Origin of the sequence: Streptomyces sp. NPDC050535, from assembly GCF_044457665.1 — a bacterium.
In the GTDB taxonomy this organism is placed as follows: Bacteria; Actinomycetota; Actinomycetes; order Streptomycetales; family Streptomycetaceae; genus Streptomyces.
The window spans coordinates 1-19904 of the sequence record NZ_JBITHE010000033.1; the positions used below are offsets into that span (position 1 = coordinate 1).

Genomic DNA, 19904 nt, shown 5'->3' on the forward strand with positions numbered 1-19904 from the left:
CCAGATGACCGACCAACTCGACACCGCCATCGAACAGAACGGCAAAGGCGACCTCGCCACCCTCCTCACCGGCAACGACACCTGGACAGTCACCGGCTGAGAAGCCGCTGTCTCGAGGAGGGCTCGAAGCAGACGCTGGTCTGCCTCAACTGCGTGACGGAAAACTGCTGTTCGGCCCCTCCCGGGGCCCGCGGCACCGCAGTTGGAAGCTCGCCACCGCAACGGTGTGGACCATGGCCGACGCCCGACAGCGGGCCAGGACATCACGTATCGCTCCGCTGCCCGGGTATTTCCTCTCATGCTGCCTGCCCCTGCCCGCCCGCGCTTCGTGCACCGCACAGGGGCACAGGACGGACCGCGATCTACGGAGACGGATGTCATGGATACGCATCAGACCACGTCACTTCTCGTCGGCCTCGCCGTCATGGTGCTCCTGGCCCGCATGCTCGGCGCGCTGGCCCGGCGGCTGGGCCAGCCGGCGGTGATCGGTGAGGTCCTCGCCGGCATCGCGCTGGGACCGACCCTCTTCCACGGGGCGGTCACCGACTTCCTCTTCCCGGACACCATCCGGCCCCTGCTCAGTGCCCTGGCCGCGGTCGGTGTCGCGGTCTTCATGTTCATCGTCGGCCTGGAGTGGGACGCCGCGATGATCCGGGGCAGCGGAAGCCTTGCCGCCACCGTCTCGTTCAGCTCCATCGTGCTGCCGTTCGGTCTCGGCACGCTCCTGGCGCTCTACCTGATGGACGACTACGGCACCGGCGACCGGACGGCGTTCATGCTCTTCATGGGCATCGCCATGTCGATCACGGCCTTTCCGGTACTGGCACGCATTCTCTCCGACCGGCGCATGACGCGTACTCCGCTCGGTGTGATCGCACTGGCCTGCGCCTCCATCGACGACGTCCTGGCCTGGTCCGTGCTCGCCGCCGTGGTCGCCATCAGCGGCTCGGCCGGCGCCGACCAGTGGCACATCCTGTTCGCCGTCCCCTACCTGCTGGGCATGCTCTTCATACTGCGGCCCCTGCTGAACCGCTTCGTGGCCCGCAGGCCCGGACTGCGCCTGACCCCGACCGTGTTCGCGTGCGTGCTCGCGGGTCTGCTGCTGTCCGCCGCCGCCACCGAGTGGGTGGGTCTGCACTACATCTTCGGCGCCTTCCTCTTCGGCATGATCCTCCCGCGCACTGGCAGCGAGCAGCTGCGCACCGAAGTGCACGACCGCCTCGGGCAGATGAACGGCGCGCTGCTGCTGCCGGTGTTCTTCCTGGTCGCCGGTCTCAAGGTCGATCTCTCGGGACTGGACCTGGGCGGCCTGGGGGCGCTGGCGCTGATCCTGTTGGTGGCCGTCGGCGGCAAGTTCACCGGCGCGTTCACCGCCGCCCGCCTCAACCGGATGCCGGTCAGGCAGTCCGCCGCACTCGCCACCCTGATGAACACCCGCGGCCTGACCGAACTCATCGTCCTGAACGTGGGCCTGCAACTGGGCTTCATCGGGCAGGACCTCTACTCCCTCATGGTGGTGATGGCTGTCGTCACGACCGCGATGGCCGGCCCGCTGCTGACCTGGCTCATCGGCCGGCCCACCGACGACGACCGTCCCCGGCCCCTGGACGTCCCCAAGCAGGTGGCGGGAACGGCGGGCACCGCCGGCTAGCCCTCGCCCCACGCCCGGCCACCGCATCTCCCGCAGGGCTGCAGGGCCGCACGCGACACGCGTGCGGCCCTGCCTGTGCCTGCACGGTCTTTCCCCGCACCTTCGGAACGAAAGGGGTTCGCCCATGACCACGGACGCTTCAGCGAAGCTGAGTCCGCAAGAGTTCATCGACCAGAGTCCGATGAGCCGTCGGCAGCGGCTCATCGTGGTGCTGGGTCTGCTTATGATGATCGCCGAAGGCCTCGACGCCGCCGTCGCCGCCTTCGTCTACCCCCGCATCGAGGACGACTGGGGGACCGACACCTCCACGGTGACCATCACCGTGACGATGAGTGTCCTGGCGATGATCGTCGGCGGTGTCGTGGCCGGCCCGCTCGCCGACCGGCACGGGCGCAAGGTCGTCACCGTCACCGGCATCACCGTCTTCGGCCTGGGCACGGCCTGTATGGCACTCACGCAGGAGATCGTCGCCTTCACCGGGCTGCGGATCGTCGCCTGCCTGGGGCTGGGTGCGGTGCTGCCGACGGTGATGGCGCTGGTCGCCGACTGGACCCCGGTCAGGCGCAGGGTCCAGATGGTCGCGCTGGCCTTCACCGGGGTGACGGCCGGCACCGCGGTGGGCGGCCTGCTCGCCTCGGTCCTCATCCCCGCGTTCGGCTGGCCCACGCTGCTGGCGGTGTGCGGGATCGCCCCGCTCCTGCTGATCCCCACGGTGCTGCGGTTCGTCCCGGAGTCCGTCAGCGTGCTCGCCGCCCGCGGGCGGACGGCACAGCTGCGCGAGGCTCTCACCGCGGTCGCTCCGGGCCGGGACCTGTCCGGCGTGGCCCTGGAACAGACCGTGCTGCGCAAGCAGCCGCGGCCGCCGGCCCGGGTCATCCTGTCCCGGGACTTCGCCCCCACCACCCTCCTGCTGTGGCTGTGCTTCTTCGTGGGCCAGGGCGTCGTCTTCGTGATCCTCAGCTATCTGCCGCTGCTGGCCGAGCGCGCCGGCACCGGCCTGACGGGTTCACAGGCCGCGGTGGCCATCGCGGTGTTCGGGTGGGGCGGCCTGATGGGACAGCTCGCGGTGTCCTTCGCCCTCAAACGGCTGGACCGGCTCAGGGCACTGCTCGGCTTGTGGGGGCTGGCCCTGGTCTGCTTCGCCGCGTCAGGCCTGTGGGCGGAGCGGTTCCCCACGCTGCTGGCCGGGGCGTTCGTCCTGGGACTCTGCCTCCCGGCGGCCAACGCCTCGCTGCAGGCGACCGCCGCGGTCGCCTACCCGCCGTCCGCCCGCGCCACGGGCATGAGCTGGGCCAACAGCGCGGGAAAGCTGGGCCCGGTGGCCGGTGGTCTGCTCGGCGGCCTGATGGCGAACGCGGGCTGGTCGCTGTCCACGGTCCTGCTCACCCTCACCGTGCCGGTCGGAGTCGGCATCGTGGCCACCCTCACGCTGAACGCCCGCCGCTCCGGCCCCCCGCCGGTGCCGCAGCCCGCCCCCCGCCCACTCCCGGCTTCCACCCCCGCCCCCGAACAGGTGTGAGCGCCTCCGGCCCTCTCTGCGCGCACGGAGAGGGCCGGAGACGGCCGCTGAGAGGTGCCCTTGGCGCGGGGACGCCGAGCGTGTCACTATCTCGGCACGTCCTCCCTGCCCAGAACCCGCCGTACGGTGGTGGAGGGGAGTACGGCGTCCACCAGGGCGCGCGGGACCCGGCGCATCGGGTCCGCCGCGCGGAAGCCCCTACGCCGGCCGGAGCACACCTCGGCGCACTCCCGCCACGGCGAGCGGAACCAGGGGAGACGCCCCGCTTCCACAGCCCCTCCGGCCGATGCCGCTGCCCCGGGCAGTGACGGCCGCGAGACGGCGCCGGCGGTCACCGCCCGGACGCCCCGCACCCCGGGCCTCACCGGGTGCGCGCCGCACCGCAGTTGACCAGAGCGGCCGCCACCCGTTCCCGGGGCCCCGGCTGCCCGGAACACATGAACCCGATGACCGATCCGACGCGTCCATCCAGCGAAGAAGGCCTGCCATGACGACCACGTCCCCGCCCCACGACGCTGACCTCTCCTCGATCGAAGAGACCCGCGCCGCACTCCTCGCCCGTGTCGAGGAGCGGCTGCGGAGCTTCATCGCGCAGGAACAGTCCCGCTGGTTCGACATCAACCCCCGGGCCGCCCAAGGCGCCGACGCCATCGCCACGTTCATCGCGAGCGGAGGCAAGCGGCTGCGCCCCAAGTTCTGCCTCAGCGGATTCCTCGCCGCGGGCGGCAGCCCCTCCTCCGCGGGCGCCGTCGACGCCGCGGCCGCCCTGGAACTGCTGCAGACCTTCATCCTGATCCACGACGACATCGCCGACAACTCCTCGCTGCGCCGCGGCGAACCCACCGTCCACGAGGTGTTCGCCGCCGAGCACCGGGCACGCGGCTGGCAGGGCGAGTCGCGCCGCTACGGCGAGGGCGTCGCCGTCCTCGCGGGCGACCTGGCCTTCGTGTACGCCGACCAGCTCGCCGCCCGACTCCCCGCCCTGTCCAGGGGGGTGTGGAACGAACTGCGGGCCGAACTGGTCATCGGCCAGCACCTGGACATGGTGGTCGCCGCCGAGGGCATCGGCGACCCCGCGCTCTCGCGCTGGATCGCCGTACAGAAGTCCGGCCGCTACACGATCCACCGCCCGCTGGTGCTGGGCGCCACCCTCGCCGGCCGGCCCGACATGGCCGCCGCCTTCGAGGGCTACGGCCTGGCGCTCGGCGAGGCGTTCCAGCTGCGCGACGACCTGATCGACGCCTTCGGCTCCACCGAGGACGCGGGCAAGCCGACCGGACTGGACTTCGCCGAACACAAGATGACGCTGCTCCTGGCACTGGCCGCGGAGCGTGACCCGCGGGTGCGGGACCTCCTGGACCGCAGGGACGGCAAGCCGTGGGACGTCGCACTGCTGCGGAAGATCCTGGAGGAGACCGGCGTACGGGCCGCCGTCGAGCGCACGATCGCGGGCCTGGTCGACAAGGCCTGCGCCTCGCTGGCCACTTCGGGACTGGACGAGGCCTGGCGCCACGAGTTCTCCCGCCTCGCCACCCAGGTCGCCTACCGGAGCCACTGACACCCCCACACCCCAACTCCACCGGCCCGCCGGCCCCCCCCGCCTCCCACGGCACGGCGGTGGCGGGCGGGGCCGCGTGAACTCCCGCACAGCGGCAGGCGACAGCCCCCGCGCACGCACCGGAGCAGGAGACCACCGGACCCCGGCGAAGGAAAGAGAAGCCGATGAGCGCTGCCGTACCTGCCGTGAAGCCGCCCGCGTACGACGCGGAACTCGTGCCCCGGGCCTGGGCCGAGGCTCTCTCCATGACCTGCGCCGACCCCACGCACGCCCATGCCCGCCGCCCGTGCGGTGAACTGGCCGCCGCCGCGCTGCGGGCGCACAGCGCGCTGTCGGCGGGCTTCGGGCAGCGCATCCCGCTCACCGGGCTGGGCCCGGGCGGCGGCGGGGTGCGCACACTCGCCGCCTTCCTCGCGGTGTACGCCGGCCGGCACGAGCAGCAGGACGCGCGCGGCCCGGACAGCGCTGCCCGAACGCGTCCCGCGCCACGGCCGTACTCCGGCTGACAGCGTCAAGAGCCGGTGCATGTAAGGGACTTGCGGTTCCGCCCTGTCATGGGGTGGGGCCGCGGGCCGTCGCGCCCGCCCGCCTCCCTTCCCCCGGGGCGGGCGGGCGTGACGGTATACGCCCTGCCGGCGTTCTCGTCCCGATGCTCTTCGCTTGTCGTGTCACTGATGCCAGGGCTGTCTCGTCTCGTAACTGACGGCCGTTTGTGAGGCGGGAAGGCGAGCGCCGGTGCGCTGCGTTCGGTGAGGCGGTGACGGTGGCCGGGGTCTTCCCCGGCACGCGGCGAGCCTGAGGCGAGAGGCTCCTCGTTCACGGCGACAGCCGAGCGGACTCCCGCCCGTCAAAGGGGGAGTCCGGCCGGGAGCCGCGCCCTTGGCCGTGGCGGCTTGGATCCGAGCGGGGACAGGAGGACGTGCGTGAGCCGGATCGAGGAGTTCGAGGAGTCGCGGCCCCTGCTGTTCTCGATCGCCTACCGGATCCTGGGCAGCGCGAGTGAGGCCGAGGACGCGGTGCGCGAGACCTGGCGGCGCTACGAGGCCGCCCCCACGGTGCCCGCCACCGGCCGGGTGTTCCTGTCGGCGGAGGTCACCCGGATCTCGGCCGGCGTGCTGCGCTCGGCGCGCGCGGGGCGGGAGAGGTACGCCGGGCCGTGGGCTCCCGGGCCGCCGGCGGGCGACCCCTACCAGGACCTGGAACGTCCGGCGGAGCTGGCCGAGTCGCTGTCGACGGCGGCCCTGCTGCTGCTGGAGCGGCTGTCCCCGCTGGAACGCGCCGTGTTCGTGCTGCGGGAGGTCTTCGGGTGCGGCCTCTCCCAGATCGCCGCGACCGTGGGCTGCTCGGAAGCGGCCTGCCGCCGGCTCGCCGCCGCCGTGTCGATGGCGAGCGACGGCGGCGGCAGAACGCTGCCCTGGCCCCGGCGCATCGTCGGCGCGGAGCGGGTGGCCCGGGTGCTCGCCGCGATCGTCCCGGCCCTGGTCCGCATCGGCGTCACCATGGAGCCGCAGCAGGTCGACTCCCACCCGGGCGCCGTCTTCCGCGACCGCAACGGCACCGTCCTCAGCGCCCTGGCACTCGACATCCTCGACGGGCGGGTCCAGACGATCCGCTGGCTGACCGGCCCTCACGGTCTGAGCAGCCCGGTGACGGACGCCCCCGCAACCACCTGACCCGCCCGGAAGACACCTCACCGGCGCCGCACCGCCCGTATCCCGGACTCCTCGACTCCCGCGCGGTCAGCCGGTGAAGGACTCAGGACCGAAGCGGCCCCACGCCACGAAGACGGCCAGGGCCAGGTAGAGGAGATCCACCGCGATCAGCTTGTCGCGCAGGCGGAAACGGGTGATGGCCGCGCCGGCCATCAGCAGCGCCGCACCGACGGCGGCCACCGGCACCAGCACGGGGGCGATGTCGAGCGCGGCGGGCAGGATCAGACCCGCCGCGGCCAGCACCTCGACGACTCCCAGAGCCTTGATGGCGCCAGCGCTGAAGAACTGCGTCCACCCTGCGCCGGGTTGGGAGGCCAGCTTCTCCTTGGACATGAACAGCTTGGAGCAACTGGAGACCAGGAAGACGACAGCCAGCAGCCCGGCAACGATCCACAGGGCGAGGTTCATTCGGTTTCTCCTTGAAAGGGTGCAGCCGGCTCCGGTTTCGGCGGAGCCTCGATCGGGGCCCGGCGGCCTCTCCTGGGCCCGGCCGGCCCCAGGGGGCGGACGCGGTTGCCGGTCAGTGCGCTCAAGAGAGGTCCCCGTCGGGTGGGTTGAGGTGAAGAGCCCGGTTATCGGTCAGTTCGTCCTGAAGCGACAACGGACGGCGGCGGACTTCGACACGGGTGGCCGCTCCCCGGATTCACCAGGACCCCGCACCGGGCGCGCCCGCCGGTGCGCGGGCGCACGCCGTGACATCCCCGGGCCGCGCGGGGGCACCCGCACGGCGGACGCCGGGTTCGTCTCCCCGGGTTCCGCCCGGTCATGTCACAGACGGCGGGGCTGTCTCGTCTCAGTTGCGGAGACAGGCTCCGGCATCGGGAAGCGGTGGTCATGCGCGTGTTCGTGGCAGGCGGTACGGGGGTCATGGGGCGGCGGCTGGTGCCGCGCCTGCTGGCCCGCGGCCACCAGGTGACGGCGACGACGACCCGCACGGCCGGGCTGGGCCTGCTGGAGCGGCTGGGCGCGGTCGGGGTCGTGATGGACGGCCTGGACGCGATGGCGGTCGGCGAGACCGTGGCCACCGCCCGGCCGGACGCGATCGTGCACCAGATGACCGCGATCGACGCCGAGAAGGCCGACATGAAGCACCCCGACCGATGGTTTCGCACCACCAACCGGCTGCGCTCGGAGGGAACGGACCACCTGATGGCCGCCGCCGAGGCGACCGGCGTCTCGCACGTCCTCGCCCAGAGCGCCGCCGTCGCCGGCGGCATCCGCGAGGGCGGCTGGGTCAAGACCGAGGAGGACCCGCTGGACCCGGAGGAGGGGACGACGGCACGCGGGACGGCACAGGCCGTCCGCCACCTCGTGGAGAGGGTCCTGCGGGCCGGCGGCGCGGCCCTGCGCTACGGCGGCCTCTACGGCCCGGGCGCCACCGACGACCAGGTCACACTCGTACGCCGCCGCAGGCTCCCGCTCGTGGGAAAGGGCACCGGCCACTTCTCCTGGGTGCATCTGGACGACGCGGCGGAGGCGACCGTACTGGCCATGGAGCAGAAGGCGGCCGGGGTGTTCAACATCGTCGACGACGAACCCGCCCCGGTCAGCGAGTGGCTGCCCCACCTGGCGGCCTGCGCGGGAGCGAAACGGCCGCCGCGCATCCCCGTATGGGCGGCCCGGCTGCTGGCCGGACAGGCGGCCGTGACGATGATGACCGAGGGACGCGGCTTCTCCAACGCCAAGGCCAGGCGGGAACTCGGCTGGGAACTGCGCCACCCCTCGTGGCGCCAGGGATTCAAGGAGGAGCCGGCGTGAGGCGGACCGAGGAGTTCGAGGAACTGCGGCCCCTGCTGTTCTCGATCGCCTACCGGATCCTGGGCAGCGTGAGCGAGGCCGAGGACGCGGTCCAGGAGACCTGGCTGCGCTTCGACGCCTCCGCGACACAGCCCACGTCGACCAAGGCCTTCCTCTCGGCCACGGTGACCCGGATCTCGATCGACGTCCTGCGCTCGGCCCGGGTCCGGCGCGAGGTGTATGTCGGACAGTGGCTGCCCGAACCGCTGCTCACCGACCCGTACGAGGATCCGGCGCGCTCCGCGGAGCTCGCGGACTCGCTGTCGATGGCGGCGCTGCTGCTGCTGGAGCGGCTCAGCCCGCTGGAGCGGGCGGTGTTCGTGCTGCGGGAGGTGTTCACCTTCGGCTTCCCGGAGATCGCCACGACGCTGGGACGCTCGGAGGCGGCCTGCCGCCAGCTCGCGGTGCGCGCCCGCCGCCACATGGACGCCGGCCGTCCGCGGTTCGAGGCCGACCGCCAGGAGCGCGAGAAGCTCGCCGAGCGGTTCTTCGACGCCCTGCGCGAGGGCGACGTCGACTGCCTGCGGGAACTGCTCGCCGCCGACGCGCAGTTGCTCGGGGACGGCGGCGGGAAGGCCCCGCAGCTGGCCAGGACCGTCATCGGCGCCGACAAGGTGGCCCGGCTGCTCGTCTCGTTCTTCCCCATGGTCGCGCGGGTGGAGGCCACGATGGAACCGCACGAGGTCAACGGCCAGCCCGGCGCGGTCTTCCGCGACCGGGACAACAAGGTGATCAACACCTGGACCCTCGACGTCCTCGACGGCCAGATCCAGACGATCCGCTCGGTGAGCAACCCCGACAAGCTCGGCCACCTGGGCCCGGTCGCCGACGCCTGGGCGGTCAACCGCGAGGCAACCCGGGGCCGCCGCACCACGGACTGACAGCACCCGCCGCACCACGGTCCGACCACGGCCCGCGGCCCCGACCGCGGTCTGCGGCCTGGTGCACAATGCCGCTCGACCCTGGCACGGGCCCGAGGGCCGGCGTGCGGACGTAGCGCTACGAGCAGACGGTGCCGTCGGCGGGCACCTTCCCGTTGAGCAGATAGCCGTTCACCGCGGCGGTGACGCAGGCGCTGCCCGGGTAGGCGCCGTGGCCGTCGCCCCTGTACGTGACCTCGACCCCTACGTCCTCGCCGAGTTCCTCGGCCATGCGGTGGGCGCCCTCGTAGGGTGTCGCCGGGTCGCCGGTGGTGCCGACCACGACGATGGGCGCGGCGCCCTTCGCGCCGGCCTCGACCGTCGGGGAGGAGCCGGGCCCGACCTTCCAGTCGGCGCAGTTGAGCAGGGACCACGCCATGGACTCGCCGAAGAGGGGCGAGGCCTTGCGGAACCGGGGGAGCCGGCCGCGTATGTCCCGCTCGGTGTAGCGGTCGCTGGAATCGGCGCAGATGACCGCCGTGTTGGCGGCGTGGAGGTTGCTGTAGTGGCCGTTGTCGTCGCGGCTGTAGTAGCCGTCGGCCAACAGCTGGAGCCACTCGCCGTCGCCCTTGACCAGGGCGTCGTGCAGGCCGGCTTTCAAGAAGCCCCAGGTCGCCTTCCCGTACAGCGCGGCCATGATGCCGGTGGCGGCCTCGGCCTGGGTGAGGCCGCTGCCGTCGTCGGTCCTCAGCGGCTTGCGGTCGATCCGCTCCAGCAGGGCGGCGATCTTCCGGGTGCCCGCGGTGGTGTCCTTGCGGGCCTCGGCGCCGGCGCCGGTGGGGCAGTCGCGCACCTCGGCGCACTCCTTCATGAAGTTCTCCAGGGCGAGCTGGAAGCCCCGGGCCTGCCCCAGCGCGCCGGCCGCGTCGTTCTTGGTGGGGTCGACGACGGCGTCGAAGACGGTGCGGCCGACCCGGCGGGGGAACAGGTGGGCGTAGACGGCGCCCAGTTCGGTGCCGTAGGAGATGCCCAGGTAGTTGAGCCTGCGGTCGCCGAGCACCTGACGCATCAGGTCCATGTCACGGGCGGCGCTGACGGTGTCGACGTGGGGCAGTACCTTGCCGGAGTTCCTGGCACAGCCCCGCGCGAACTTCCGCCACCCCTCCCGGTATTGGCGCGCCTCGGTGGCGTCGTCCGGGCTGGAGTCGGTCGCGAACCAGCTCTGCAGGGCCTTGTCGTCCAGGCACCGTACGCCCTGGCTGTCGCCGACGCCGCGTGGGTCGAAGCTGACCAGGTCGTAGCGCTCGTGCAGCTTGAGGTAGTCCTCGGCGTACTGGGGGAGGGTGGCCACTCCCGAGCCGCCCGGGCCGCCGAAGTTGAAGACGAGTGAGCCGATACGGGTCTTGGGCGCGCCCTTCGTCTTCTTCACGGGCTTGGCCCTGGCACGGACCAGAGCGAGGGCGATCTTCTCGCCCTCCGGGTCCGCGTAGTCGAGCGGCGCCTGCATGGTGGTGCACTGCCACACGGTGCCGTCCTCGAGCGGCTGCGGCTTCTCGTCGGTTCCCTGGAGGACGGAGGGCGCCGGGCACGCCTTCCAGCTCAGCTTCTGGCCGGTGAGCGAGGCGGGCAGGGCGGCCAGGCCGCTGCCGGCCGCGTCCTGGTCGGTGCGGCAGGCGGTGGTGGTGCCCGCGAGCAGCAGGGCGGTGAGGGACAGGGCACTGGCGGTCTGGAGACGCATGAGGGTCAACTCCCCTTGTGGCTGAGCATGGTTGGGACCGGCGGGTGGTGCTGGGCGGCGTACTGGAGGCCTACCGCGCGAGCTCAGCCGGCGCTGCGGCTGCGGCGTCGCCCGCTCCGTCCGGCTCTGACGGCGAAGAGGGCCGGCGGCGCGGCGCCGAGCGGCCGGCCGCATGACGGGAACCGTCCGCGCACGGACGCCGCCGCTGACGGAGAAAACGGTGGCGGCGGCGCCGGCCTGTGCGGTGGAGTCCATGGCCATCAGCATTCCGGCGGACGGATGACGAATCGTCGGCCACCGGCAGGAACCGTGCCTCTACCGGAAGGTAGAGCCCGCTGCGCCGCCGGCCGCCGCCCCGCGGAACGCCGCGGCTGCTCATGCCCGCCTCCCGCGGGGCGGAGTCACCTGGCCGGGGGGCCGCCGGGATTCATTCGCGGTGCATCGGGCTCCGGCCCGGTTCTGCTGTTCGATGTACTGCTGACCGCGAAGAGCGGAGCGCCGCCGCGGTCATCGCCGCGGTCAGCACCTCCCACCGCATCCCGCGGTGCCTCCCCGCCCCGCGCGCCCACCGTGACCGGGTGGGCGGGGGCCGGCGCGGCTGGCCTCCGCCCGGCTGCGCCGTCGTGGCCGGGCTCGCCGCGCATCGGGCGGGGGCAAACGGGCAGCAGGCGGGTTCACCCCCGTGGCCGTGGGGGTGAACCCGCCTGCTCGGCATGCCGTGCCCGTCCCGGAAGCCGGGTCGGGGGCGGCGCCGTGTCCTGGCCGTCCCGTCCCCGGCCCTTCGGGGCAACTGACCCTGTTTCAGGGGCAGTTGTCGACCCTGTCGCCGGGGTCGGCGGTGCAGTCGTCGCTGCCCACGCCCTGGGCGCCGTCGACGATGTCGTTGCCGGAGATGCCGTCGACCGCGTCGAGGCGGTCGCTGCCGGAGCCGCCGAACAGCTTGTTCGCCGCGGCGTTGCCGAAGAGGAAGTCGCCGGCCTGTCCGCCGGTGATGTTCTCCACGGTGGTGGCGATGTTGTCGCCCTCGGTGAGCGCGCCGTCGTCCGCCCGGTCGTCGGGAGTGACCGCGACGGGGGTGTTGCGCAGGCTGTAGGACATGGTGTCGGTGCCCGCCTCGCCGAAGAAGGTGTCGGCCCCGTCGGCGGAGGTGGCTTCGGCGATCGAGGTGTCGTCGCCGTCGCCGCCGTCGACGAGGTCGTTGCCCGCGCCGCCGGCCATGATGTCGTCACCGGTCATCCCGCTCAGCCGGTCGTTGTCGTCACCGCCGCGCATGATGTCGACGCCGACGTCGCCGCGGAGTGTGTCGTCCCCGGCGTCGCCGTTGAGGGTGTCGCCGTCGCCGATGGTGGTGTTGGGATTGTCGTCCCCGGCGAGGGTGTCGTCGCCCGGTCCCGCGGTGAGGGTGTCGGCCTCGGAACCCCCGTTGAGGGAGTCGTTGCCGCTTCCGGCGGTGAGGGTGTCGACGCCGGCGCCGCCGCTGAGGACGTCGTTGCCGCCGCCCCCGGTGAGGGTGTCGGTGCCCGCCTCCCCGAAGAGACGGACAGCGCCCGCGCCGGCACGGGCCCTGATGGTGTCGTCCCCGGCGCCGCCGACGAGCTGGCTGGTGCCGCCGGCCCCGCTGGTGATGGTGTCACCGCCGCCGTTGCCGCGGATGTCCTCGAAGGTGTTGGACGGACCTCCGGTCAGGGTGTCACCGCCGCTGCCGCCCCGGACGAACTCCACGCCGGCGTCGTTGAGATCGCCCTCACCCGGTGCTCCGTCGTCGTCCACCGAGTCCAGGCTGACGTTCACCGCCGTGGTGCGGGCGCTGTAGTCCACCAGATCCCGGCCCGCCCCGGCGAAGAAGGCGTCCTTGCCGTCGGCGGCGGCCTCGACGAGCAGTACGTCGTCGCCGTCACCGCCGAAGAAGACGTCCCTGCCCGCCCCCAGGCACACGGTGTCGGCCTCCCCGAGCCCGGAGACGACATCGTTGCCGTCACCGGCCACGATCACGTCCGCGAACTCGGTGCCGGAGAGCGTGTCGTCCCCCGCCGTACCCACGATGTTGGCCTCCACCCCGTTGCAGGTGCTCAGGGCGTAGGCGGGCGTGGCCGGCCCCGCAGCCCCCAGGACCAGCCCGGCGAGGACCGCGACCAAGGCCGCCGCTCTTCGCTGCGTTCCGCGCTCCATCAGCTTTCTCCCCCGTGTTCTCGCGCCCATGTGGCCCTTCCTGACGCGGCGCCCGGTCGGCGCCGCTGCTAGTGAGTCGTCCAGTTCTGGTTGTTCCAGCCGTTGCAGGCCCACAGCTGGACCCGGGAACCGTTGGCCGGGATCTGGGTGAGGTCCCCGTCCAGGCACTGGCCGCCCTGGAGGTTGGTCAGCGTGGCCCCGTGCCAGACCCAGGTCTGGTTGCTCCAGCCGTTGCAGGCCCACAGCTGGACCCCGGCCCCGTTGGCCGGGATCTGGGTGGCGTTGCCGTCCAGGCACTGGTTCCCGCGGGCGTTCTGGATGGTGTAGTAGCCGACCGGCTGCCCGGCCGCGGGAGCCCACAGCCAGGTCTGGTTGGACCCGCCGTTACAGCCCCACAGCTGCACCACGGTCCCGTTGGTCCCGATGGTGTCGGCGTCCCCGTCCAGGCACTGGCCGCCCTCGTTGTTGGTCATGGTCAGCCGGAAGATCGCGTTGATCCCCGCCGGGGAGGCCGCGAGGCCTTCCTTTGCGGCCGGGATCTGCGACACCGACGTCACGTCGATCACCCGCGGCGCGGCCGCGCCGGCACTGCCGGCGTCAGCACTGGTGGCGGCCGCGGTGCCGGCCGTCACCAGACCGAGGGCCGCCGAGGCCCCCAGAGCCGCGAACAAGATCCGCTTGCGCATGCTGTTCCCCCGTCACATCGTGGCTGGCATGTTCACGGGAGAGACTCTGCCGCTGCCACCCCGCCCTGGCTTGAGCAGCCAGTACTCAACCGCCCCCCGAACCAAGCCCGTTGAGCCCCGAAAGGACGGTGGGCGGCGGCGACGGCGCCCGGTCCTGAGCACCGGGGGAGGGGCACACCGCGGGTGCTACGAGGGACGGCGCGCCCGCTCCGGACCTCCGCCCGGCGCCGCCGCCAGGGTCTGGGCCAGCTCGCGCCGGGTGGTGACGCCCAGCTTGGTGTAGGCGTGGTGGAGATGGTTGTCGACCGTGCGCACCGACAGCGCCAACGCCTGGGCGATGTCCTTGCTGGCGTTGCCGGCCGCGGCGAGCAGCGTGATCTCCCGCTCGCGGGCCGTCAGCGCGGCCGTGGCCGGCGCGGTGGCCAGCAGCGGGGTACGCGCCCCCTCGCAGCGGGCCAGCGCGAGGGCGGCCCGGTGGGCGGCCGCCGAGGCACGGCGGGAATGGTGTGCACGGCTCCAGGCGGTCGCGGCGGCGGTCGCCGCCTCCGCGGCCAGCAGGTCCGCACCGGCCGCCTGGCAGACGTCCGCGGCCAGCAGCAGCCGGCCCGGATCCTCCGCGCTCAGCGCCGCCGCCAACTGCGCCCGGGCGGGCGCCAGTTCCCCGTCGCAGCGGTGCGCGAGCTCGGCCAGCCGGCCCGCGGTCTCCCTGGCCCCGCCCAGCCGCGCGGCATCGGTCAACAGCAGCGCCTCACCGGTGAGGTGACCACTGCCGCGGGCGACACCGGCAGCAGCGGTGAGCACCGCCCGCGCCTGCCCCAGGTGCCCGCGGGCGGCCAGCAGCCACGCCTCACCCAGACACTCCTCCCCGGCGGACACCAGCCCCGGCGGCGTCGGCGCCAGCGCCCGGTGTTCGGCCAGGATCGCCTCGGCCGCCTCCAGATCCCCCAGTACGGCCGCACACGCGGCCAGACCGCCCAGCGCCGGCCGCAGCGCCATGGCGTGGTCGATGGACCGGGCCAGCGCCGCGCCCTCGGCCCACCAGCGCCGCGCGGTCACCGGATGCCCGGCCAGCCACTGCGCACGGCCCAGGAAGACCGCCATCCACACCCGCACCATGGAATCGGCGGCGACGAGTTCGCCATAGCCGCGCTCGCCCTCGGCCAGCGCCTGCGCCGGCCGCCCGGCCTCACTGAGCGCGAGCACGAGCGGGATGCGCTGGACGGCCGGGTGGGAGACCAGGGCGTGCTCGTCGACCTCGCGGTGGCCGGCGTCGGAGCGCCGCGCCCACACCGCGGCCGCACCGGTGCGCCCCACCAGCGCCAGCGCGAACGGCTTCATCCACGCGCCGCGGATCCAGACATTGATGTCCGGGGCGTCGGCGATGTCGGCCTCCAGGTCCTCCAGCAGAGCCAGTCCCTGAGCGGGCAGGCCGGCCACGACTCTCAAAAACCCCTCGTTGATCCGCAGCTTGCGCCGGCGCGCCGGCGTGCCGATCTGTTCCAGCGCGGCCTGGCTGACCGCGAGGGCCACCGACGAGGGGGTGTTGCTCCACAGCAGGGCGGCGGTGCGCACCAGGACGGCCGCGATCCGCTCCTCCTCGCCGGCGGCGTGTTCCTGCGCGGGCGCGAGGACCTCCTCGGCCTCCTTCCAGCGGCCCATCTCGAAGAAGGCGTTGCCCAGCATCAGCGCGGTCGCAAAGGTGCGGTGCGTCCCGGGCAGCGCTTCCAGGAACGCCACGATCCGGGGATAGTCGTGCACATGGCGGGCCAGGGCGGCGGCCTGGACCAGGAGCGCGGGGTCGGCGGTGCCGGTGGCGGTCAGCCGCCAGCCGGCGATCCGCAGCAGATCACCGCGCCGCCGCGCGCCGCGGGCCTCCACCCGCGCGGCCTGCTCCACCAGCAGGACCCGGCGGCGCAGCACCGGCAGAGCGGCCCGCAGCACCTCGCCGTAGAGCGGATGGGCCAGCGACACCGCGGTACGCCGCCGCTCCTGGACCACCCGGATCAGCCCGGCCTGCTCCAGGGCCGCCAGCACGTGCGGCGGCGCGAGGACTTCGGCGTCGGCCAGCGGTAACGGCTCGCACAGGGCGAGCAGTTCCAGCACCGGCCGCCCGGCCGCGTCGGCGGAGGCCAGCCGGCTGCCGATCACCTCGGCCAGCCGCGCGGTGCCCGGCAGCCGGCCCTCCCGCAGATGCCAGATCTCCCCGTCCTCGGCCAGCTCCCCGCCACTGAGCGCGCCGAGGACCAGCTCGCGCAGATACAGCACGTTGCCGCCGCTGGCGGCCGACAGCTCGAGCAGGCCGCGCCGGGCGAGCGGCCCCCCGAGCACCGCCTGCAGCAGCTCCTCCACCTGCCCAGGGCTCAGCACGCCCAGATCGACCCGGCGTACCGCGTCCCCGCCCCACAACGCGGCGACCGCCTTCCCGTACGGCTCACCGCTGCGGACCGTGCCGACGAGCACGAGCACCCCGGTGTCCATCAACTGCCGCAGCAGCACCGCCGAAGCCGGATCCAGCAGATGCATGTCATCCACGGACAGGACCCACCGGCGCGGCCCCGGCCCGGTCGCCAGCGCCCGGGCCACCGCCGCGAACCCGGCCACCGGATCCGACAGGTCCACCCCCGAGGGCAGCAGATGCGCGATCGCCCCCAGCGGCACCGCGCCCGCCGCCGCGCTCGCCGTCGCCCGCCCCACCCGCAGCCCCGCCGCCGCGGCCCGCTCCAGACACTCCTCGGCCAGGCGGGTCTTGCCCACCCCGGCCGGCCCGCCCACCACGAACCCCCGGCACTCCCGGTCCGCCAACGCCGAAGCGAAGGCCTCCAGTTCCGGCCCGCGCCCCACCAACGGCCAACGCCCCACCCGACCCTGCACCCCGGCCCCCTCAACTGCCCCGCCTCACGGCCCCAGAGGACTCCCGCACCCCTGTCGGCTCCTGCTCCGCCACCTCGGCCGGAGCAGGCCCCCACCCGGGTGCGCGGGAGCGGCGGCCACCGGCAGTTCCACGAACGGCCGACGACACGTCAGAAGGGTCACAGAGGAAGATAAATATTCGATAGGCAGCCATCTCCGGGCATACCCGCGTCCGTCCGGGGAGGCACGTCTCAGCGGCGCGGCGCGGGCACCCGCACCGGCGTGATGAGCGCCCCGCGTTCGGGCCCGGAACCCACCACAGAGAAGCAGACCTCCTCGGACGCGCCAACCGAATTTGTGGCGAGATCGGCGTGCAGCAGCGCGATCGTCGAGGCCGCCGCGGTGTTCCCGACGGTCCGCACGTGCGAGGGCGCCTGCTCCGGCGACAGCCCCATCTCCTCACGGAAGGCATCGACCAGCCGCGGATTGGCCTGATGGGTGTAGAGCCGGCCCATCTCCTTCAGATAACCGGGACGCGACTCCTCGAGCGCCTGGTGGTTGAGGGTCATGCCCCGGCTGTAGTAGCGCTGGATCTCGGGCGCGTTCATGCCGTAGCCCGACAGCTCGCACGAGCCGGCCGAACCCGCGGGATGCAGACTGCCGCCGCCCGGGAAATGGATCAGGGGATCGGTGAGCCCCGGCTCCCGGCCGAAGGACTGGCTGTCACGCGAGTACAGCACCGCCCCGCCCGCGTCCTCACGCCGCCGCAGCACCAGCGCCCCCGCACCGTCGGAGAACAGCGCCGGCGACGCCCACAGATTCCTGCCGTACGGGTGTACGGCGTTGTCCGCGTAGTGGGGCAGGAGGGAGCCGTCGGGCGCGGTGCTGACCCGGCTGGCCACGTTGTAGGCGATCACCAGCGCCCGCTGCGTCGCGGTCGCCGACACGACGGCCGCCGCCCGCGCCAGCCCCGCACAGCCCGCCCCGAGCTGCACCGGCGGCACATCGTCCGCGATCCCCAGCATGCGCAGCAGCGCGAAAGCGTCCTGGTCGAGCATCACCTGATACGGCGTACACGTCACCAGCACCACCGCCGTCACCTCACCGGCGGCCAGCTGGGCACTGTCCAGCGCGCCGCGGCCCACCCGCGCCACCGCCTCCAGATCGGCGAAACGTTTCGGATCCCACGCCTTGGACTCCACCGCCAGCAGCCGGGTCATGGTCTCCCCGGACAGCTGCGCCCCGGGCCTGCGCCGGTCGGGAACCCGCGCCAGGCGCGCCCAGGACTCCATGTCGATCACTGTGCCGAGTTCGGCGCAGACGCCGCCGATCTCGTAGGGGAAGGGGCGGACCTGCACGCGGAGACCTCCAAAGAGATGCGCGTCCGCCCGACCGCGGGCGCGCGCCAAGAACGTGGGGATCATCGGACCCGGCCACCGCACCGGGCCAGCGGCAGTTGCGCCAACGGAGTGGAACACCACGGGAGTTCACCCGTTCGCGGACATCGAGGCGGTCTCCCGCCCGAACCGGTGAAACGATCACTCACGGTTTCCGCCGACAACCATGCCCACAGCGAGAAGAGGCGCGGCCCAGTGACGGTCACGACACAGCAGACGGACAGCCCCGGCACCCCCGGCCCCGCGGCCGGGGCGGTCCCACAGCAGCCGGCACCGGCCCAACTGGCCGGCCGCAGAGCCCTCATCACCGGCGGGACCACCGGACTGGGCCGCCACCTCGCCGAGGGATTCCTGCGCGCCGGCGCCCACGTGGTGTGCGCGGCCAGACAGGACCACGGCGTCACCGAGGTCCTGGACCCCTACGGCGACCGCGCCGCCTACCTGCCCTGCGACGTCCGCGAACCGCAGTCCCTGCAACGCCTGATGGAGCAGACCGCCGACCGCCTCGGCGGCATCGACATCGTTGTCGCCAACGCCGGCATCACCCGCAACAACACCGTCCGCCGCCTCAGCGCCGACCACTGGCGCGAGGTGATGAGCACCAACGTCGACGGCGTCTTCCACACCGTCCAGCAGGCCCTTCCCCACCTCGAACGCAGCGACAGCGCCACCATCCTCACCGTGTCCTCCGCGATGACCTCACACCCCACCGCGGGCGCCAGCGCCTACGTCGCCTCCAAAGCCGCCGTCGAGGCCTTCACCCGCTGCTGCGCCGTCGAGTTCGCCTCCCGCCGCATCCGCGTCAACTGCCTGGCCCCCGGCATCCTCACCGTCGGCATGGGCGAGGCGGTCGCGGCCGACGAACGGCTGCGGCAGCTGTACTGGCCACGCCTGCTGTCCGGCCGGGCCGGCACCCCCCGGGAAGCGGTCGACGCGGCGGTGTTCCTGGTCAGCCCCGCGGCCTCCTACATCAACGGCCACATCCTCGACGTCGACGGAGGCGTGCTGTGAGCGTCGAGGTCCACTACGAGGACGAACTCGCCTGGGTACGCCTCGACCGCCCGCCCCTCAACCTCTTCGACACCGCCCAGCAGCGCCAGGCCGACGCCGCCCTGCGCGAACTGCGCGGGGCCACCGGCGTACGCGCCGTCGTGTTCACCGGAGCGGGCGGCCACTTCTCCGCGGGCGGCGACATCGCGGAGATGGGCACCCTGACACCGGCCCAGGTCGCCGATTACGCCGCCCGCATCAGCCGCCTCACCCGCGAGGTCGCGGCCCTGCCCGTCCCTGTGATCGCCGCCGTGCGGGGCTACGCGCTGGGCGGCGGCTGCGAACTGGCCCTCGCCGCCGACATCCGCATCTGCACCCCCACTGCCCGCTTCGGCCTGCCCGAGATCCCCCTGGGCCTCATCCCCGGCGCCGGCGGCACCCAGCGCCTGCCCCGCCTCATCGGCCTCTCCCGAGCCAAGGACATCCTCTTCTCGGGCCGCCAGGTCACCGCCACCGAGGCCGAACGCATCGGCCTGGTCGACGAGATCGTCCCCGAGGACACCCTCCTGGACGCGGCCCGCACCCGCGCTCGCCGCTACACCGCCGGCCCGCCCGCCGCCCTCACCGCCGCCAAACGCGCGACGGACGCCTCCTTCGAGGGCCCCCTCGACCACGGCCTGGACCTCGAACTCACCCTCTTCACCCCCCTCCTCACCACCGGCCAACGCACCCCCCACTTCCACCGCTTCCAGAAACCAGCCCACTCGCAGCCCGACCGGCAGCCCACAGCCCTGGCCTGACCCGGCCGAACAGCCCGCCCGCCGCCGGTACCTGTGACACGGCCGACGCCGGGCAGGCCAGCTCCACGGACACCGTGCTGTCGGCGCCGTGGGCGCCCACCACCGCGGCCGCCGCCGGGCAGGTCGAGGTCCTTCGGCAGCGGAGAGCCACTCCGCCCGGCGCCGTTGTCGCGATGG

General features: G+C 73.2%; 15 protein-coding genes. 9 read left to right on the forward strand and 6 right to left on the reverse strand.

Annotation, left to right across the window (positions count from 1 at the left end):
- Positions 1 to 379: 379 nt before the first annotated feature.
- The 5 genes from ACIBLC_RS38575 (at position 380) to ACIBLC_RS38595 (ending at position 6401) form a co-directional block, all read left to right on the forward strand.
- Entirely contained in the window at positions 380 to 1651 is a 1272-nt protein-coding gene (locus tag ACIBLC_RS38575; RefSeq protein WP_399216153.1) for a cation:proton antiporter, read from the forward strand.
- A gap of 124 nt (positions 1652 to 1775) precedes the next feature.
- The gene (locus tag ACIBLC_RS38580) at positions 1776 to 3170 is read left to right on the forward strand and encodes an MFS transporter (RefSeq protein WP_399216154.1); all 1395 of its coding nucleotides are present in this window, start codon (positions 1776 to 1778) and stop codon (positions 3168 to 3170) included.
- Positions 3171 to 3657: 487 nt separating this feature from the next.
- Positions 3658 to 4728 carry a polyprenyl synthetase family protein gene (locus tag ACIBLC_RS38585; protein WP_399216155.1) on the forward strand — a complete coding sequence of 357 codons (1071 nt, stop codon included), beginning with the start codon at positions 3658 to 3660 and terminating at the stop codon, positions 4726 to 4728.
- A 164-nt stretch (positions 4729 to 4892) separates the two neighbouring features.
- Positions 4893 to 5234, forward strand: a complete 342-nt coding sequence (locus ACIBLC_RS38590; protein WP_399216156.1) for a hypothetical protein — start codon at positions 4893 to 4895, stop codon at positions 5232 to 5234.
- Positions 5235 to 5651: 417 nt separating this feature from the next.
- Entirely contained in the window at positions 5652 to 6401 is a 750-nt protein-coding gene (locus tag ACIBLC_RS38595; RefSeq protein ID WP_399216157.1) for a sigma factor-like helix-turn-helix DNA-binding protein, read from the forward strand.
- A 66-nt stretch (positions 6402 to 6467) separates the two neighbouring features.
- Here the strand turns inward: ACIBLC_RS38595 and ACIBLC_RS38600 are convergent, their stop codons facing one another.
- Positions 6468 to 6848: a DoxX family protein gene (locus ACIBLC_RS38600; protein WP_399216158.1), complete on the reverse strand. Its 381-nt coding sequence runs from the start codon at positions 6846 to 6848 to the stop codon at positions 6468 to 6470.
- Positions 6849 to 7274: 426 nt separating this feature from the next.
- Here ACIBLC_RS38600 and ACIBLC_RS38605 point away from each other — a divergent pair, with 426 nt between their 5' ends.
- Positions 7275 to 8198 (forward strand): NAD-dependent epimerase/dehydratase family protein, encoded by a 924-nt coding sequence (locus tag ACIBLC_RS38605; protein ID WP_399216159.1) that lies wholly within the window; start codon positions 7275 to 7277, stop codon positions 8196 to 8198.
- Positions 8195 to 9118 (forward strand): RNA polymerase sigma-70 factor, encoded by a 924-nt coding sequence (locus ACIBLC_RS38610; protein ID WP_399216160.1) that lies wholly within the window; start codon positions 8195 to 8197, stop codon positions 9116 to 9118. The genes ACIBLC_RS38605 and ACIBLC_RS38610 overlap by 4 nt, the downstream gene beginning before the upstream one ends.
- Positions 9119 to 9236: 118 nt before the next feature.
- On the opposite strand, the gene ACIBLC_RS38615 is transcribed toward ACIBLC_RS38610, so the two are convergent.
- The 5 genes from ACIBLC_RS38615 to ACIBLC_RS38635 all read right to left on the reverse strand — a co-directional run bounded on the left by ACIBLC_RS38615 (position 9237) and on the right by ACIBLC_RS38635 (position 17898).
- Positions 9237 to 10835, reverse strand: a complete 1599-nt coding sequence (locus tag ACIBLC_RS38615; protein ID WP_399216161.1) for an alpha/beta hydrolase — start codon at positions 10833 to 10835, stop codon at positions 9237 to 9239.
- A gap of 801 nt (positions 10836 to 11636) precedes the next feature.
- A complete protein-coding gene (locus ACIBLC_RS38620) occupies positions 11637 to 13004 on the reverse strand; it encodes a calcium-binding protein (protein ID WP_399216162.1) in 1368 nt (455 codons plus the stop codon).
- Between the two features lie 68 nt (positions 13005 to 13072).
- Positions 13073 to 13690, reverse strand: coding sequence for an RICIN domain-containing protein (locus tag ACIBLC_RS38625; protein WP_399216163.1), 618 nt, complete (start codon positions 13688 to 13690; stop codon positions 13073 to 13075).
- 186 nt (positions 13691 to 13876) lie between these two features.
- A complete protein-coding gene (locus tag ACIBLC_RS38630) occupies positions 13877 to 16549 on the reverse strand; it encodes a LuxR C-terminal-related transcriptional regulator (protein ID WP_399216164.1) in 2673 nt (890 codons plus the stop codon).
- 242 nt (positions 16550 to 16791) lie between these two features.
- Positions 16792 to 17898 carry a 3-oxoacyl-[acyl-carrier-protein] synthase III C-terminal domain-containing protein gene (locus tag ACIBLC_RS38635; protein WP_399216165.1) on the reverse strand — a complete coding sequence of 369 codons (1107 nt, stop codon included), beginning with the start codon at positions 17896 to 17898 and terminating at the stop codon, positions 16792 to 16794.
- Positions 17899 to 18132: 234 nt separating this feature from the next.
- On the opposite strand from ACIBLC_RS38635, the gene ACIBLC_RS38640 reads away from it, so the two are divergent.
- Together ACIBLC_RS38640 and ACIBLC_RS38645 are read left to right on the forward strand one after the other, a co-directional pair.
- Positions 18133 to 18948, forward strand: coding sequence for an SDR family NAD(P)-dependent oxidoreductase (locus ACIBLC_RS38640; protein WP_399216166.1), 816 nt, complete (start codon positions 18133 to 18135; stop codon positions 18946 to 18948).
- Positions 18945 to 19727 (forward strand): enoyl-CoA hydratase/isomerase family protein, encoded by a 783-nt coding sequence (locus tag ACIBLC_RS38645; protein ID WP_399216167.1) that lies wholly within the window; start codon positions 18945 to 18947, stop codon positions 19725 to 19727. The genes ACIBLC_RS38640 and ACIBLC_RS38645 overlap by 4 nt, the downstream gene beginning before the upstream one ends.
- The last annotated feature ends 177 nt before the right edge of the window (positions 19728 to 19904 follow it).

Coding starts and splice junctions, on each gene's coding strand:
- ACIBLC_RS38575 (WP_399216153.1), top strand. CDS start 380: ATGGATACGCATCAGACCACGTCACTTCTCGTCGGCCTCGCCGTCATG.
- ACIBLC_RS38580 (WP_399216154.1), top strand. CDS start 1,776: ATGACCACGGACGCTTCAGCGAAGCTGAGTCCGCAAGAGTTCATCGAC.
- ACIBLC_RS38585 (WP_399216155.1), top strand. CDS start 3,658: ATGACGACCACGTCCCCGCCCCACGACGCTGACCTCTCCTCGATCGAA.
- ACIBLC_RS38590 (WP_399216156.1), top strand. CDS start 4,893: ATGAGCGCTGCCGTACCTGCCGTGAAGCCGCCCGCGTACGACGCGGAA.
- ACIBLC_RS38600 (WP_399216158.1), bottom strand. CDS start 6,848: ATGAACCTCGCCCTGTGGATCGTTGCCGGGCTGCTGGCTGTCGTCTTC.
- ACIBLC_RS38605 (WP_399216159.1), top strand. CDS start 7,275: ATGCGCGTGTTCGTGGCAGGCGGTACGGGGGTCATGGGGCGGCGGCTG.
- ACIBLC_RS38615 (WP_399216161.1), bottom strand. CDS start 10,835: ATGCGTCTCCAGACCGCCAGTGCCCTGTCCCTCACCGCCCTGCTGCTC.
- ACIBLC_RS38620 (WP_399216162.1), bottom strand. CDS start 13,004: ATGGAGCGCGGAACGCAGCGAAGAGCGGCGGCCTTGGTCGCGGTCCTC.
- ACIBLC_RS38625 (WP_399216163.1), bottom strand. CDS start 13,690: ATGCGCAAGCGGATCTTGTTCGCGGCTCTGGGGGCCTCGGCGGCCCTC.